The following is a 16,084-nucleotide window of genomic DNA, read 5'->3' on the forward strand; positions in this document are numbered from 1 at the left end:
TCGACGGGGGGGGGGTGTGCACCCCTGCCGCGCCCGCGGGTGAGACCATCTGCGCATGGACTCGGGACGTCGCAAGGAGCGCCTGCGCGAGCAGCGTGCCGCAGGCGGGGAGACCGCCGGTGACGTCCTGCGGCGTGCCGTCCGGAGCAAGCCGACGCTCCTGAGGATCCTGGCCGTGGTGGTCCCGCCGACCGCGGTCGGCGTCGCGTTCGTCCCGGCGCCGTACCAGAGCTTGCCGGGCGCCCTGCTGGGTATGCCCGCGGTGGCGTGGTTGCTGAGGCGGGACCGGCCGGAACCCACCCTGCCCACGCCGGCGCAGCCCGGCCCCGCCGAGGAGTCCTGAGCCGCTCGCAGTGCCGGCGCGGGGCTACCCCGCCGGCTCGCGCCAGGCCGTGACGAGATCGTGGAAGCGCGGGAAGCGGGCGCCCGGAACGGTCTCGCCGCTGATCGCCTCGCCGTTGAGCCAGCAGATGTCGAAGGTGTCGGTCTCGGTGTCGAGAACGCAGCACGCGCCACCGGCGGCGGCGGTGAGCTCGGTGAACACCTTCCTGACGTTCGCGGACTGCTCGAACATCCGGCTCATGCCCGAGGTGGCCGCGGTGAACTGCAGCGAGGCGAAGTCCGGGTGCCATGCGGGCGAGAACCTGACGGTCAGGTAGATGCACCCGACCGGCGCCCTTCCCGATGCGTCGACCCGGTCGAAGACGCTGAGGTGGAACTCGCGCACCGCGTCGTCGACGCCGATCATGACGACGAGGTCCAGTTCCAGCGTGCCGCCCGCCGAACAGTCGACCGGTTCACTGCTGAACCTCGAGGTGAACGGCACGGTCAGCCGCTCGCCGCCCGGCAGGGTGACCGGAAGCGGGGGTGTGCCGCGGTCCCGGGGTGCGAGGTCGGCGAGCAGGGTCAGCGCCTTCGCAACGTTCCGGGCGGGCATGAAGATCTCGTAGCTGTAGTCCAGTCCCATGCGTCCGGCCTCCCGTCTCCTGTCCCCCGTCTCCCGGTCCTGAGCCGGCATCCTCCCACCGCACGGACCGGCCGCCCATCCCATTTTCCGGGCCGGCTCCGGGCTCCGGGCAGAAACAAGCATGCATGCTTGATTTATCCGGACGGCGCTGCCAGGCTGCTCGCGACGGGCAGCGGCGGCGGCAAGGAGGCTTGCGGTGCTGAGGATCGGCAATGCGTCGGGGTTCTACGGCGACAGGTTCACCGCGTTCCGGGAGATGCTCACCGACGGGCCGCTGGACGTGCTCACCGGCGACTACCTGGCCGAACTGACCATGCTGATCCTGGCCAAGGACAGACTGAAGGACCCCGGCCTCGGATACGCCAAGACCTTCCTGCGGCAGATGGCGGACTGCCTGGCCCTCGCCGTCGAGCGCGGCGTCCGCATCGTGGTGAACGCCGGCGGCCTCAACCCGGACCAACTCGTCAAGGCGCTCGAAGAGTTGGCCGAGCAGCAGGGCGTACGGGTGCGGATCGGGCAGGTGGTCGGGGACGATCTGCTGCCGCGGGCCGCAGAGTTCGGGCGCCCCGGGCTGCTCGCCGCCAACGCGTACCTGGGGGCGCAGGGCATCGCCGAGTGCCTGCGCGGCGGCGCCGACATCGTGGTGACCGGCCGGGTCACCGACGCCGCCCTGGTGGCGGGCCCCGCCATCGCGCACTACGGCTGGGGCCCGGCGGACCTCGACGCGCTGGCCGGCGCGGTGGTCGCGGGCCACGTGCTGGAGTGCGGCGCGCAGGCGACCGGCGGCAACTACGCGTTCTTCACCGAGCACGACACCACCCGCCCCGGCTTCCCGATCGCCGAACTGCACGCCGACGGCAGCAGCGTCATCACCAAGCACCCCGGCACCGGCGGCGCTGTGACCACCGAGACGGTCACCGCCCAACTGCTGTACGAGACCGGCGGCGCCCGCTACGCCGGTCCGGATGTGACGGCCCGGCTGGACACCGTCCGCCTCACCCAGCAGGGCCCGGACCGGGTGCTGATCGACGGCGTCCGGGGCGAGGCGCCGCCGCCCACCGTCAAGGTCGGCCTCAACCGGCTCGGCGGCTGGCGCAACGAGGTGGTGTTCGTCCTCACCGGCCTGGACATCGAGGCCAAGTCGGCCTTGGTGCAACGGCAGTTCGCCGACGCGCTGGCCGCCTCGCCGGCCGGACCGCCGGCCGAGCTGCGCTGGACCCTGGCCCGCACCGACCACCGCGACGCCGACACCGAGCAGGCCGCCAGCGCCCTGCTGCAGCTGACCGTCCGCGACCGCGACCCCGAGCGGGTCGGCCGGGCCGTCGGCGCCGCCGCGGTCGAACTCGGCCTGGCCGGCTACCCCGGCTTCCACCTGGCCGCGCTGCCCGGCGCCGGCAGCCCGTACGGCGTCTTCGAGGCCGCGTACCTGGACGCCAAAGCCGTCGAGCACATCGCGGTGCTTCCCGACGGCCGCCGGATCCCGATCGAACCGCCAGCAGCCGTACGGGAGTTGCTGCCGCTGCCCGAACCGCCGCGACCCGAACCGCTCCCGCCGGGGCCGGTCCGGCGGGCGCCGCTCGGCCTGGTGGCCGGCGCCCGCAGCGGCGACAAGGGCGGTGACGCCAACCTCGGCGTGTGGGCCCGCAGCGAGGACGGCTGGCGCTGGCTGGCGCACGCCCTGACCGTCGACCGGCTGCATGAACTGCTCCCCGAGACCGCCGGACTGACCATCACCCGGCACCTGTTGCCGCAGCTGCGGGCCGTCAACTTCACCATCGAGAAGCTGCTCGGCGAGGGCGTCGCCGCCCAGGCCCGCTTCGACCCGCAGGCCAAGGCCCTGGGGGAGTGGCTGCGCTCCCGCCACCTCGACATCCCGGAGGCCCTGCTGTGACCGTGCTGCCCACCCGCCTCGACCCGGCCGCCCCCGACCACGCCGCCAACCGCACCCAGATGCTGGACCGGCTCGCCGCGCTCGACACCGAACACGCCAAGGCGCTGGCCGGCGGCGGACCCAAGTACGTCGAACGCCACCTGAGCCGGGGCAAGTTGCTGGCCCGGGAGCGGATCGAGCTGCTGATCGACCCGGACTCGCCGTTCCTGGAGCTGTCGCCGCTCGCCGCCTGGGGCAGTGACTACCCGGTCGGTGCGGGCCTGGTCAGCGGGATCGGGGTGATCGAGGGCACCGAGTGCGTGATCACCGCCAACGACCCGACCGTGCGCGGCGGCGCCAGCAACCCGTGGACCCTGCGCAAGGCGCTGCGGGCCAACGAGATCGCGCTGCGCAACCGGCTGCCGCTGGTCAACCTGGTGGAGTCCGGCGGCGCCGACCTGCCCAGCCAGAAGGAGATCTTCATCCCTGGCGGGGCGCTGTTCCGCGACCTCACCCGGTTGTCGGCGGCCGGTATCCCCACCGTCGCGGTGGTGTTCGGCAACTCCACCGCCGGCGGCGCGTACGTCCCCGGCATGTCCGACCACACCATCCTGGTCAAGGAGCGGGCCAAGGTCTTCCTGGGCGGCCCGCCGCTGGTGAAGATGGCCACCGGCGAGGAGTCCGACGACGAGTCGCTCGGCGGCGCCGAGATGCACGCCCGGACCTCGGGCCTCGCCGACCACTTCGCGCTGGACGAGCCGGACGCCTGCCGGCTGGCCCGCCGGGTGGTGCGGCGGCTGAACTGGCGCAAGGCCGGGCCCGAGCCCGCCGCCGTGGTCGAGCCGCCGAAGTACGGCGAGGAGGAGCTGCTCGGCATCGTGCCGGGCGACCTCAAGGTGCCGTTCGACCCGCGCGAGGTGATCGCCCGGATCGTCGACGGCTCCGACTTCGACGAGTTCAAGCCGCTGTACGGGCAGAGCCTGGCCACCGGCTGGGCCAGCGTGCACGGCTACCCGGTCGGGGTGCTGGCCAACGCGCAGGGGGTGCTGTTCAGCGCCGAGTCGCAGAAGGCCGCGCAGTTCATCCAGCTCGCCAACCAGCGCGACATCCCGCTGCTGTTCCTGCACAACACCACCGGCTACATGGTCGGCCAGGCATACGAGCAGGGCGGCATCATCAAACACGGCGCCATGATGATCAACGCGGTGGCCAACAGCACCGTCCCGCACATCTCGGTGCTGATGGGCGCCTCCTACGGCGCCGGACACTACGGCATGTGCGGGCGGGCCTACGACCCGCGCTTCCTGTTCGCCTGGCCGAGCGCCAAGTCCGCGGTGATGGGCCCGCAGCAGCTCGCCGGCGTGCTGTCGATCGTGGCCCGCCAGTCGGCGGCGGCCAAGGGACAGCCGTACGACGAGGACGCCGACGCCGCGATCCGCGCCATGGTCGAGCAGCAGATCGAGGCCGAGTCGCTGCCCGCCTTCCTGTCCGGCCGGCTGTACGACGACGGCGTGATCGACCCCCGCGACACCCGCACCGTCCTGGGGATCTGCCTCTCCGCCGTGCACGGCGCCCCGGTCGAGGGCGCCCGCGGCTACGGCGTCTTCCGGATGTGACCGGGTGCCAGCCGTGACCCCGCCCGAGCCGAAGGAGAGGCCGATGCCGACCGGGACGACCGACCAGGGAGACAAGCACGTGCAGCAGCCGGCAACAGCGGCCGACGGCCGGGAACAGGCGCCGCCGCAGCGGCGCACCATCCGGTCGGTGCTGGTCGCCAACCGGGGCGAGATCGCCCGCCGGGTCTTCCGGACCTGCCGGGAGCTGGGCATCGCCACCGTCGCGGTCCACTCCGACCCGGACGGCGACGCCCCGCACGTCCGCGAGGCCGACACCGCCGTCCGGCTGCCCGGCGCCGCTCCCGCCGACACCTACCTGCGGGCCGACCTGCTGATCGCCGCCGCCCGCGCCGCCGGGGCGGACGCCGTCCACCCCGGCTACGGATTCCTCTCCGAGAACGCCGAGTTCGCGCAGGCCGTACTGGACGCCGGGCTGACCTGGATCGGTCCGCCGCCCGCCGCCATCGCCGCGATGGGATCCAAGACCGAGGCCAAGCGGCTGATGGCGGCCGCCGGCGTCCCGGTGCTCAGCGCGCCGGAGCGGCCCGGCGAGGCGGACCTGCCGCTGCTGGTGAAGGCCGCCGCGGGCGGCGGCGGCCGCGGCATGCGGATCGTGCGCACCCTCGCCGAGCTGCCCGGCGCGCTGGCCGCCGCCCGCACGGAGGCCGCCAAGGCGTTCGGCTCCGACGAGGTGTTCTGCGAGCCGTACCTGCCGGCCGGCCGGCACGTCGAGGTGCAGCTGATGGCCGACGGGTACGGCACCGTACTCGCCCTGGGCGACCGCGACTGCTCGCTCCAGCGCCGCCACCAGAAGGTGATCGAGGAGGCTCCCGCCCCCGGAATCGCCGACACCACCCGCCGCGACCTGCACGCCGCCGCCGTCGCCGCCGCCCGCGCCATCGGCTACACCGGCGCCGGGACCGCGGAGTTCCTGCTCGCCCCCGACGGCCGGTTCTTCTTCCTGGAGATGAACACCCGCCTGCAGGTCGAACACCCGGTCACCGAGTGTGTCACCGGACTCGACCTGGTCGCCCTTCAACTCGCCGTCGCCGAGGGCGGACACCTCCCCGAGCAGACCCCGCCCACCACCGGCTGCGCGATCGAGGCCCGGCTGTACGCCGAGGACCCCGACCAGGACTGGCAGCCGCAGACCGGCCCGCTCCACCTGATCGAACTCCCCGGCGAACCCGTCGAGTTCACCACCCGGGCGACGCCCACCGGGCTGCGGCTGGACTCCGGGGTGGGCGCCGGCTCCACCGTCACCGTGCACTACGACGCCATGCTGGCCAAGGTGATCGCCTGGGCACCGACCCGCCCCGCCGCCGCCCGGCTGCTCGCCGACGCGCTCACCCGCGCCCGCCTGCACGGCCCGCGCACCAACCGCGACCTGCTCACCCGGGCGCTGCGCCACCCCGCCTTCCTGGACGCCCGCCTGCACACCGGCTTCCTCGACGAACACGCGGCCGTGCTGACCGTACCCGCCGACAAGGACGCGCCGCTCGCCGCCCTGGCCGCCGCGCTGGCCGACGCCGCCACCCGGCGCACCGAGCTGCCCTCCGGCTGGCGCAACCTGCCCTCCCAGCCGCAGGTCAAGCGCTACCGTACGGCCGACGGCGCCGAGTCGGAGGTCCGCTACCGGATCACCCGGGACGGCCTGCAGGCCGAGGGCCACCCCGACACGGTGCTGGTCGAGGCCGCCGAGGACCGGGTGGTGCTGGCCGTCGGCGCGCTGCGCCGCAGCTACCGGGTGGCCCGCTACGGCCCGGTCGTCCACCTGGACTCGGCGGCCGGTGCCACCGCGCTGACCGCGCTCGACCGCTTCCCGGACCCGGTGCTGCACACCGAGCCCGGTGCGCTGCTCGCCCCGATGCCGGGCACCGTGGTGCGCCTGGGCGCCGCCGTCGGCGACCGGGTCACGGCCGGCCAGCCGCTGCTGTGGCTGGAGGCGATGAAGATGGAGCACCGCATCACCGCCCCCACCGACGGTACCCTCACCGACCTGCTGGTCGGCCCCGGCCACCAGGTCGAGCCCGGCACCCTGCTCGCCGTCGTCGCCGAGACCGCCTGAACCCCGGGCCCGGTCCGTCAGGCGCCGGGCCACCCCACCACCCGCCCGCCCGGAAGGACCGCCGATGTCCGCACCGCGCACCACCGACAACTCCGATTCCACCACCGACAGTTACCTGGCGGAGAGCGCCGAGCGCCGCGCCCTGCGCCAGGCGGTCGGCGACCTCGCCCGCCGCTTCGGGCCCGGCTACTTCCAGGCCAAGGCCCGCGCCGGCGAACCCGCCGACGAGGTCTGGGCCGAGGCCGGAAAGCTCGGCTACCTCGGCGTCAACCTGCCCGTCGAGTACGGCGGCGGTGGCGCCGGGATCGGCGAACTCGCCATCGTGCTGGAGGAGATGGGCGCCGCCGGCTGCCCGCTGCTGATGATGATCGTCTCCCCGGCGATCTGCGGCACCGTGATCGCCCGGTTCGGCACCGACGAGCAGAAGCGGCGCTGGCTGCCCGGACTCGCGGACGGCACCCGCCGGATGGCCTTCGGCATCACCGAGCCCGACGCCGGCTCCAACTCGCACCGGATCTCCACCGTGGCCCGCCGGGACGGCGACGAGTGGGTGCTCAGCGGCCGCAAGGTGTTCATCTCGGGCGTGGACCGCGCGGACGCGGTGCTGTTCGTCGGCCGGACCGAGGACGCCCGCACCGGCAGGCTCAAGCCCGCGCTGTTCGTCGTCCCGCGCGAGACGCCCGGCTTCGAGTACCGGGCCATCCCGATGGAACTGGTCACCCCGGAGAAGCAGTTCCAGGTCTTCCTGGACGACGTCCGGCTGCCCGCCGACGCCCTGGTCGGCGACGAGGACGCCGGGCTGCTGCAGCTGTTCGCGGGCCTGAACCCCGAGCGGATCATGACCGCCGCGTTCTCCCTCGGCGTCGCCCGGCAGGCCCTGGACACCGCCGTCGGGTACGCCAAGTCCCGTACCGTGTGGGACACCCCGATCGGCGCCCACCAGGGCATCGCCCACCCGCTGGCCCAGTGCACCATCGAGGTCGAACTGGCCAGGCTGATGATGATGAAGGCCGCGCACCTGTACGACGGCGGTGACGACCTGGCCGCCGGCGAGGCCGCCAACATGGCCAAGTACGCGGCGGGCGAGGCCTCCTGCCGGGCCGTCGACCAGGCGGTGCAGACCCTCGGCGGCAACGGCCTCACCCAGGAGTACGGCCTGGGCGCCCTCCTCACCGCGACCCGGGTCGGCCGGGTCGCCCCGGTCAGCCGCGAGATGATCCTCAACTACGTGGCCCAGCACACCCTCGGCCTGCCCCGCTCGTACTGACCGGCCCCCGGGTCGGCCGGCCGCGGACCGGTCCGGACGCCCTCTGTCCGGACCGGCCCCCAGCCGCCACCCTTGAGACTCCACCCCTCGGTCAGGAGGCCCGCATGGCGTTCCGCAGTGACTACCCGGACATCGAACCGCTCGACCAGCCGATCCACGAGGCGGTGCTCGGCGGCTGTGCCGGGTACCCCGACGTGCCGGCCCTGGTGGACGGGATCACCGGGCGGTCGGTCAGCTACGCCGAACTCGACGCCGCCACCCGCCGCACCGCCGCCGGTCTCGCCGAGGCCGGGGTCCGCAAGGGCGACGTGGTGGCGCTGTACAGCCGCAACACCATCGCCTACCCGGTGGCGTTCTTCGGCGCCACCCGGGCGGGTGCCACCGTCACCACCGTCAGCTCGATGACCACCGCCCAGGAACTGGCCGGACAGCTGCGCGACAGCCGGGCCCGCTGGATCATCACCGTCTCGCCGTTCCTGCCGGTGGCCGCCGAGGCCGCCGCCGCGCTGGCCGCCGAGGGCCGCCCGATCGCCGAGATCTTCGTCTGCGACACCGCCCCCGGCCACCGCTCGCTGACCGACCTGGCCGCCACCACCGCGCCCGAGCCGCAGGTGGCGATCGACCCGGCCGAGGACGTCGCCGTCCTGCCGTACTCCAGCGGCACCACCGGCCTGCCCAAGGGGGTGATGCTCACCCACCGCTCGATCGCCTCCAACCTGGCCCAGGTCGACGCCGTGCACTCCACCGAGCCGGGCGAGCGGATCCTCGCCGTGCTGCCCTTCTTCCACATCTACGGACTGGCGGCCCTGCTGAACCACCCGCTGCGCTGCGGCTCGACCGTGGTGGTGCTGCCGAGGTTCGACCTGGAACAGTTCCTGCGCACCATCCAGGACCAGCGGATCCAGGGCGTCTTCGTGGCCCCGCCGATCGCGCTGGCGCTGGCCAAGCACCCGATGGTGGACCGGTTCGACCTGTCCTCGCTGCGCTACGTGCTGTGCGCCGCCGCGCCGCTCGACGCCGAGCTGGCCGACCTGTGCGCCCGCCGCCTCGGCCTGTCCGCGATCCGCCAGGGGTACGGGATGACCGAGCTCTCCCCGGTCACCCACGTGGTGCCGCTGACGGACGACCAGGCCCCGCCCGGCACGGTCGGCCGGCTGGTCGCCAGCACGGAGCTGCGGGTGGTCGCGCTGGACGGCTCCGGCAAGGACCTCGGACCGGGCGAGGACGGGGAACTGGTCTTCCGCGGCCCGCAGGTGATGAAGGGCTACTTCGGGCGGCAGTCCGAGACCGACGCCATGATCGACGAGGACGGCTGGCTGCACACCGGCGACATCGGCCACGTGGACGCGGCCGGCTACCTCTTCGTGGTCGACCGGGTCAAGGAGCTGATCAAGTACAAGGGCTACCAGGTCGCCCCCGCCGAACTGGAGGCGCTGCTGCTGACCCACCCCGGGATCGCCGACGCGGCCGTGATCGGGGTCGTCGGCGAGGACGGCGAGGAACGGCCCAAGGCGTACGTCGTCCGGGCCCCGGGCAGCGCGCTGACCGAGCAGGAGGTGGCCGAATTCGTGGCCGGGCAGGTCGCGCCGTACAAGAAGGTGCGGGCGGTGGAGTTCATCGACGCCGTCCCCAAGTCCGTCGCCGGGAAGATCCTGCGCAAGGAGCTGCGGGCCCGCTCCCGCCAGGTCTGACAGGATCGGCGGGTACCGGCCCGACCATCGGAAAGCAGCCATGAACACCACCCACGCCGCCTCCCGCACCCCCCAGCAGGACCGCAGCCGCGCCACCCGGCGGCGGCTGCTGGAGGCGGCGGTGGAGTGTCTGGCCGAGCTCGGCTGGAACGGCAGCACCGTCGCCGTGGTGGCCGAACGGGCCGGGGTGACCAGGGGGGCCGCACAGCACCACTTCCCGACCCGGGAGGACCTGTTCACGGCGGCCGTGGAGCACGTGGCCGCCGAGCGGCTGGCGGCGGTGCGCGCCCACAGCGAACTGCTGCCCCCGGCCGGTCCGGCCCGGACCGAGGCGGTCGCCGAGATGATCGTCCGGCTCTACACCGGACCGCTGTTCCGCGCCGCACTGCACCTGTGGGTGGCCGCCGCCACCGAGGAGCCGCTGCGGGAGCGGATAGTCGCCCTGGAGAACCAGGTCGGCCGGGAGGCCCACCGCGCGACCGTGGAGTTCCTGGGCGCCGACGAGAGCGCCCCCGGCGTCCGCGAGAGCGTCCAGGCCACCCTCGACCTGGCCCGCGGACTGGGCCTGGCCAACCTGCTCACCGACGACGGCCCGCGCCGGGCCGGGATCGTCCGCCAGTGGGCCAGCATGCTCGACGCGGTGCTGGCCACGGCCTGAGCCACCGGGCGGACACCGGGGAGCGCGGGCCCGCCGCCGGGGCCGGCCGGCACCGATTCGGACGGATGTCTTGCACGCCCGGGTCAGACGCTCGTACTGTCTGACCGGCCGGCCGCACGGGCGGCCCGTGGAGCTGACTCGCCGTCCGGGCGGGTGCCGTGCAGTCTGGTGGAAGCCGGGTTGGCCGGGCTCCGAACGGGAAGGTACCGGGCAGGTGGTCACCTGATCATGCACGGATTCGAGCAGACCGCGCCGGACGGCGCCGGCCGGGATGCGGCGGGCGCCGCTTCGGCGCGCCTGGCCGGTCACCGCCTGGTGCCACTGGCCACCGCACTGCTCCAGGACGACGGCCGGATCCTGCACTGGAGCCAGGAGGCCGAGGCACTGCTCGGCTACCCGGCCGGGGACGCCATCGGCTCCTACGCCGCCCAGCTGCTGCTCACCGACGCCGAGCGGCCCCAGGTGGTCGGCCTGTTCCGGCAGATCATGTCCGGCCGCGGCTGGTCCGGCACCCACCCGGTGCGCCACCGCGACGGCCACCTGGTCGAGCTGGAGTTCCACACCTACCCCATCAGCGGCCCCGGCGACCGCCCGCTGCTGCTGGCCACCGCCTCCGACGTGTCCGCACTGCGCCAGGTCGAGTCCGACCTGGCCATCCTCGACGGCTTCTTCACCCAGTCGCCGATCGGCCTGGCCGTCTACGACACCGACCTGCGCTACGTCCGGCTGAACAACGCACTCGCCCGGATCAACGGCATCCCGGTCGAGGACCACCTCGGCCGGCGGATCAGCGCGGTCCTGCCCGGCATCAACAGCAGCGAGATCGAGGCCGTCATGCGGCAGGTCCTGCTCACCGGCCGCCCGGTGGTGGACGCCCGCTCGCACGGCCACACCCCCGGCGACCCCCGGCGCGACCGCGCCTGGTCGGCCTCCTACTTCCGGCTGGAGGACCCCACCGGCCGGGTGCTCGGCGTCAGCTCCTCCATCATCGACGTCACCGAGCGCTTCCGCGCCGAGGCCCGCGCCTCCCGCGCCCAGGAACGCCTCGCCATGCTGGCCGCCGCCACCGCCCGCATCGGCACCACCCTCGACCTCCAGCGCACCGCCGAGGAACTGGTCGAGGCGGTGGTGCCGCGGTTCGCCGACTTCGCCACCGTCGACCTGCTGGAGTCCGTGCTCGGCGGCGAGGAACCGGGCCCGCTGCGCCCCGACAGCTCGGTGCAGGTACGCGCCGTCGCGGTCGGCGAGGCCTTCGGCTCCGGGCTCACCCAGGCCGCCGACGCGGTCGGCCTGGTCTCCCGGTACGACGCCAAGCGGATGTACGCGCGCACCCTGTTCAGCGGCCGCCCGCTGCTGCGGGCGCACGTCGACGAGGAGACGCTGACCGGCCTGGTGCCCTCACCGGACCGGGTCGGCCCCGCGATGGCGGCCGGCATCCACTCGTACCTGCTGGTGCCGGTCATCGCCCGCGGGATGGTGCTGGGCGGCGCCGAGTTCGTCCGCACCCGCAACCCGGACGCCTTCACCGCCGCCGACGTGGCCCTCGCCGAGGAACTGGTCGCCCGCACCGCGCTGGCCATCGACAACGCCCGGCTGTACCGCCGCGAGCGGGAGACCGCACTCACCCTGCAACGCAGCCTGCTGCCCCAGGAGATCCACCGCACCCTCGGACTGGAGATCGCCCACCGCTACCTGCCGAGCAGCCTGGTCAGCGAGGTCGGCGGCGACTGGTTCGACGTGGTGCCGCTCTCCAGCGGCCGGGTCGCGCTGGTGGTCGGCGACGTGATGGGCCACGGCATCCGGGCCGCCGCCACCATGGGCCAACTGCGCACCGTCGCCCGCACCCTGGCCACCCTGGACCTGCCGCCCGAACAGGTGCTGACCCGCCTCGACGAGACCGCGAGCGGCATCGGCGAGGGCCAGTTCGCGACCTGCGTCTGCGCGGTCTACGACCCGGTCGAACGGATCTGCACCATCGCCTCGGCCGGCCACCTGCCACCGGTCGCGGTCGCCCCCGACGGCTCCGCCCGGATCCTGGACGTACCGCCCGGCGTGCCGCTCGGGGTCGGCGGGGTGGCGTTCAGCGCGGTCGAGTTCACCCTGCCGCCGGGCGGCCTGATCGCCCTCTACACCGACGGCCTGGTCGAGCGGCGCGGCCGCGACCTGGACGAAGGCATCGGCCTGCTCTCCAAGATCCTCGCGGTGCGCGGCCGCACCCTGGAGGAGAGCTGCGACGCCGTCCTCACCGAACTGGTCGCCGAGGGCACCGACGACGACATCGCGATGATCATGGCCCGGGTGCTGCCGGTCCCCGCCGACCGGATCGCCACCCTCCCGCTCACCGGCGACGGACCACTGCCCAGCAGGGCCCGCCGCTTCACCCGGGCCACCCTGGAGGCCTGGGGCCTGTCCGCCGCCGCCGACTACGCCGAGCTCATGGTCAGCGAACTGGTCACCAACGCCATGCTGCACGCCGACGCCCCGCGGCGGCTGCGGCTGTTCCGCGACCGATACCTGACCCTCGAGGTCTCCGACGCGGGCCGCCAGGCGCCGCGGCTGCGCAGCTCGGCCGAACAGGACGAGGGCGGCCGCGGCATGCACCTGGTCAGCGAACTCGCCCACCGCTGGGGCACCCGCCAGACCAGGAACGGCAAGGTCGTCTGGGCCGAGATCGACCTCGGCCACCGCGGCGGCCTCCCCATGTGACCCCAGGGCCCCACCCGGGCCCCACCCGGGCCCCACCCGGGGGGCACCCCGGGGGGCACCCGAGGGGCGCGGGGAACTGCGCGAAGCCGGGAGGTGACGGCCCGACTGTCCGGTTCGCGCCACTCGGCCCCGCCGGCAGGCGCCGCCTGGACGTGCGCGATCACGGCCCGACTCCCCGGCTCGCGTCGTTCACCCCCACCCGCGCGCGCCGCCGTCCCCCCGGGTACCGTCCAGTCCAGTGCGGGACGGGGAGACGGGGGAGGCCCGATGCTGGGGTACGACGAGTTGACGGTGGCCGAGCGCCGGGTGTGGGACGCGTTCCCGACCGGTGCCGCGGTCGAGCTGGCGGACCTGGGCGCGGCACCCGCCGACCCGGCCGAGGAGTCCGGCTGGGACACCCGCCGCGACGTACGGGCCGAGGTGATCGCCGCACTGCTGCTCGGCGCCCGCCCCGCCGCCCCCGGCGCCGTCGCCGCCGTCCGGCTGACCGGAGCCCGGATCACCGGCCGGCTGGACCTGGCCGGTGCCCGCGTCGAACACGAACTGCTGCTCCGCGGTTGCCGGTTCGAGGAACAGGTCACGCTCCGCGGGGCGAGCCTTCGGTCGGCCTCGCTGCTGTCCTGCCGGATACCCGGCCTGGACGGCTGGCTGCTCAACCTGGACGGCAACCTGTTCTTCGAGGACTCCGTCATCGACGGCCGCCTCACCCTCACCCGCGCCCACATCACCGGTGAACTACGGCTCAGCGGAGTCCGGTTGACCGCCACCGAGCTGCTGGACACGTCCACCGCCGACCCGGCCTGCGCGCCGGGCGTCTGGGCGCTGTGGGCCGGCGGCATGGTGCTGGACGGCGGCTGCTTCGCCCGCAAGGGTTTCCGGGCCCGTGGCGGACTGCGCCTGGTGGGTGTGCAGTTCAACGGCGGACTGTTCATGGAGGCGGCCCGGATCGACAACCCGGGCGGTGACGCGATCAGCGGTGACGACCTGACCGCCTCCACCGTGGCGCTCAGCGACGGCTTCACCGCCAACGGCGCCGTCCGGCTGCCCGGCGCCACCGTCCGCAGCCGGCTCACCTTCGCCGGGTCCGTCCTCGCCGGGCCCGAAGTCGCGCTGGAGGCACCGAGGTTGCGGGCCGGCGAGCTGCGGCTGACCCCCGCCGCGGTCCCGTCCGGCATCGTCGACCTGCAAGAGGCCCAGCTGTCCGTCCTGTGCGACAGCGAGCTCGGCTGGCCCGCCGACTTCCGCCTGGACGGGCTCGGCTACACCTCGCTGCAGCGCACCGCACCGGCCGCCCTGGCCGACCGCCTGGCCTGGCTGGACCGCCTGCCCGCCTACTCGCCGCAGCCGTACGAGCAACTGGCCGCCTGGTACCGCCGGTCCGGCGAGGACGACGCGGCCCGCTCGGTGCTGCTCGCCAAGCAGCGCCGGCGCCGCCGGGGGCTGCACCTGCTCGGCCGGGCCTGGGGCCGGCTGCTGGACCTCACCGTCGGCTACGGCTACCGCCCCTGGCAGGCCGGACTCTGGCTGCTCGCACTGACCGCCCTCGGCACCACCGTGTTCGGCTCCGGTACCCCCACCGCCGCCGGGCCCGAACCGGGCGCCCCGTTCAACCCGTTCATCTACACCCTCGACCTGCTGCTGCCGATCGGCGGCTTCGGCCAGCGCACCGCCTGGTACTGGACCGGCGAGCAGCAGTGGGTCGGCTACGGCCTGATCGCCGCGGGCTGGCTGCTCACCACGGCACTGCTGGCCGGCGTCAGCCGCTCGCTCAACCGCCAGTGACCGCAGACGGCTTCCGGGTCCGGCCTTGATCCCCTTCCGGCCTCGATCCCCTCCGGCCTCGATCCCGTTCCGGCCCCGGGCCCAAGGGTGCTGAGATGAACGGCTTCAGATAGTCCGTCAGCTCCCCTTGTCCGCAGCCGCTCGGGTGCGGCAGCATGTCGATCACCCGGACGGGAGGTGCGGCAGATGCCACCGCTGACGGCCGCGCCCCCAGCGGCCACCGCGACACGTCGGGACCTGGCGGTCTTCCTCACCGCCAAGGCGGTCTCCGACATCGGCTACGCGCTGGACTTCATCTGCCTGTCGGTCTTCGTCTGGGAACGCACCCGTTCCGCCGCAGCCACCGGACTGGTCAGCGTCGCGCTGTACGCGGGGGCGATCACCGGCGGCCGGCTCGGCCACCGCTTCGGCGACCGCTGGGACCGGCTGCGGGTGATGGTGGGCGCCGACCTGGTCCGGCTGCTCGCGCTGCTCACCCTCACCCTGCTGCCCGGGCGCCAGCAGGGCTGGTGGCTCTACGTGGCGGTGTTCCTGGTGGGCACCGGCCGTTCGGTCTTCGAGGCGACGCTCTCGGCGGCCACGCCGGTACTGGCGGGCCCGGCCACCCAGACCGTCAACAGCGTGCTCGCCGGACTGCGCGGCATCGCCTTCATGACCGGCATGGGCCTGGCCACCGTCGCCGTCCCGCTGCTCGGCTACCGGGGCGTCTTCGCCCTGGACGCCGCGAGCTACGGCCTGTCCGCGCTGGTCCTGCTCCTCCTGCGGCCGACCCTGCGGGAGGCCGCAGCCACCACCGGCCCGGATGCCGAACGGGTGCCCTCCTGGCCGCTGTTGGCCGCCGCCGGACTCGCTCCGCTGGTCCTGCTGCGCGCCCTGGACGCCTTCGGGAGCTCCTCCCAGCACGTCGGACTGCCGATGCTGGGCAGCGAGTTGCGGCCGGACGCGCCGACCGCGGTCTCCGGTGCGGTGTGGAGCTGCTGGGCGGCCGGGCTGCTGATCGCCGGGTTCGTGCTGCGGCCGCTGGCGCGGCGGATCGTCGAACGCAGCCCGCGGTTGGTGTTCTGCCTGGCCACCATGGTGATGTCGGTGGGCTTCATCGGGGTGTTCTGGCTGTCCGGCTGGTGGCCGCGGCTGGCCTGCGCCGTCCTCGCGGGCCTGGGTGACGCGCTCAGCGAGATCACCTTCAAACAGGCGATGCAGCGCCTTCCGGACGCCCGCCGCGGCCGGGCGTTCGGCTTCTCCCAGATCACGGTGAACGCCGGCTTCATGGCCGGACTGCTCGCCACCAGCGTCGTGCTGCAGCCGGACCGGGTACCCGAGTGGGTGCTGCTGCTGCACGGCGTACCGTTCCTGCTCTCGGCCTGGACCGCGGCCACCGCCGGGCGCGCCGCTCGGCTGGCGGAGCCCGCCCGGTGACCGGCCCCCCGCCGGGAGCCCCGCCCACCCCAGCGTCCACCCC

At 74.2% G+C, this 16,084-nt stretch carries 11 protein-coding genes; 10 read left to right on the plus strand and 1 reads right to left on the minus strand.

Annotation, left to right across the window (positions count from 1 at the left end; translation table 11 throughout):
- The first annotated feature begins 55 nt into the window (after positions 1–55).
- Complete coding sequence (locus AA75_RS03985; RefSeq protein WP_033818318.1) at positions 56–343, plus strand: hypothetical protein; 288 nt, start codon at positions 56–58, stop codon at positions 341–343.
- Between the two features lie 24 nt (positions 344–367).
- Here the strand turns inward: AA75_RS03985 and AA75_RS03990 are convergent, their stop codons facing one another.
- A complete protein-coding gene (locus AA75_RS03990; protein ID WP_033818319.1) occupies positions 368–967 on the minus strand; it encodes a hypothetical protein in 600 nt (199 codons plus the stop codon).
- A 196-nt stretch (positions 968–1,163) separates the two neighbouring features.
- Here AA75_RS03990 and AA75_RS03995 point away from each other — a divergent pair, with 196 nt between their 5' ends.
- From AA75_RS03995 to AA75_RS04035, 9 genes are all read left to right on the plus strand, one after another.
- A complete protein-coding gene (locus tag AA75_RS03995; RefSeq protein ID WP_033818320.1) occupies positions 1,164–2,858 on the plus strand; it encodes an acyclic terpene utilization AtuA family protein in 1,695 nt (564 codons plus the stop codon).
- Complete coding sequence (locus AA75_RS04000; protein ID WP_033818321.1) at positions 2,855–4,453, plus strand: acyl-CoA carboxylase subunit beta; 1,599 nt, start codon at positions 2,855–2,857, stop codon at positions 4,451–4,453. Before AA75_RS03995 ends, AA75_RS04000 begins: the two co-directional genes overlap by 4 nt.
- A 43-nt stretch (positions 4,454–4,496) precedes the next feature.
- On the plus strand, positions 4,497–6,521 hold the full coding sequence (locus tag AA75_RS04005) for a biotin carboxylase N-terminal domain-containing protein (RefSeq protein WP_082526234.1): 2,025 nt from the start codon (positions 4,497–4,499) through the stop codon (positions 6,519–6,521).
- A 64-nt stretch (positions 6,522–6,585) separates the two neighbouring features.
- Positions 6,586–7,788, plus strand: a complete 1,203-nt coding sequence (locus tag AA75_RS04010) for an acyl-CoA dehydrogenase family protein (protein ID WP_051811792.1) — start codon at positions 6,586–6,588, stop codon at positions 7,786–7,788.
- A gap of 104 nt (positions 7,789–7,892) precedes the next feature.
- Complete coding sequence (locus AA75_RS04015) at positions 7,893–9,479, plus strand: 4-coumarate--CoA ligase family protein (RefSeq protein WP_033818322.1); 1,587 nt, start codon at positions 7,893–7,895, stop codon at positions 9,477–9,479.
- A gap of 40 nt (positions 9,480–9,519) precedes the next feature.
- On the plus strand, positions 9,520–10,137 hold the full coding sequence (locus AA75_RS04020; protein WP_033818323.1) for a TetR/AcrR family transcriptional regulator: 618 nt from the start codon (positions 9,520–9,522) through the stop codon (positions 10,135–10,137).
- A gap of 228 nt (positions 10,138–10,365) precedes the next feature.
- The gene (locus tag AA75_RS04025) at positions 10,366–12,843 is read left to right on the plus strand and encodes a SpoIIE family protein phosphatase (protein WP_051811794.1); all 2,478 of its coding nucleotides are present in this window, start codon (positions 10,366–10,368) and stop codon (positions 12,841–12,843) included.
- 267 nt (positions 12,844–13,110) lie between these two features.
- Positions 13,111–14,625, plus strand: a complete 1,515-nt coding sequence (locus AA75_RS04030) for a hypothetical protein (RefSeq protein WP_033818324.1) — start codon at positions 13,111–13,113, stop codon at positions 14,623–14,625.
- Positions 14,626–14,811: 186 nt separating this feature from the next.
- Positions 14,812–16,041 (plus strand): MFS transporter, encoded by a 1,230-nt coding sequence (locus AA75_RS04035; RefSeq protein WP_033818325.1) that lies wholly within the window; start codon positions 14,812–14,814, stop codon positions 16,039–16,041.
- The last annotated feature ends 43 nt before the right edge of the window (positions 16,042–16,084 follow it).

It is taken from the genome of Kitasatospora sp. MBT63 (assembly GCF_000710465.2).
GTDB lineage: Bacteria > Actinomycetota > Actinomycetes > Streptomycetales > Streptomycetaceae > Kitasatospora.

Excerpts from the sequence above, each read along its gene's own strand:
- AA75_RS03985 (WP_033818318.1), top strand. The coding sequence starts at position 56 with ATGGACTCGGGACGTCGCAAGGAGCGCCTGCGCGAGCAGCGTGCCGCA.
- AA75_RS04025 (WP_051811794.1), top strand. The coding sequence starts at position 10,366 with ATGCACGGATTCGAGCAGACCGCGCCGGACGGCGCCGGCCGGGATGCG.
- AA75_RS03990 (WP_033818319.1), bottom strand. The coding sequence starts at position 967 with ATGGGACTGGACTACAGCTACGAGATCTTCATGCCCGCCCGGAACGTT.
- AA75_RS04015 (WP_033818322.1), top strand. The coding sequence starts at position 7,893 with ATGGCGTTCCGCAGTGACTACCCGGACATCGAACCGCTCGACCAGCCG.
- AA75_RS04035 (WP_033818325.1), top strand. The coding sequence starts at position 14,812 with ATGCCACCGCTGACGGCCGCGCCCCCAGCGGCCACCGCGACACGTCGG.
- AA75_RS04010 (WP_051811792.1), top strand. The coding sequence starts at position 6,586 with ATGTCCGCACCGCGCACCACCGACAACTCCGATTCCACCACCGACAGT.
- AA75_RS04005 (WP_082526234.1), top strand. The coding sequence starts at position 4,497 with ATGCCGACCGGGACGACCGACCAGGGAGACAAGCACGTGCAGCAGCCG.
- AA75_RS04030 (WP_033818324.1), top strand. The coding sequence starts at position 13,111 with ATGCTGGGGTACGACGAGTTGACGGTGGCCGAGCGCCGGGTGTGGGAC.
- AA75_RS04020 (WP_033818323.1), top strand. The coding sequence starts at position 9,520 with ATGAACACCACCCACGCCGCCTCCCGCACCCCCCAGCAGGACCGCAGC.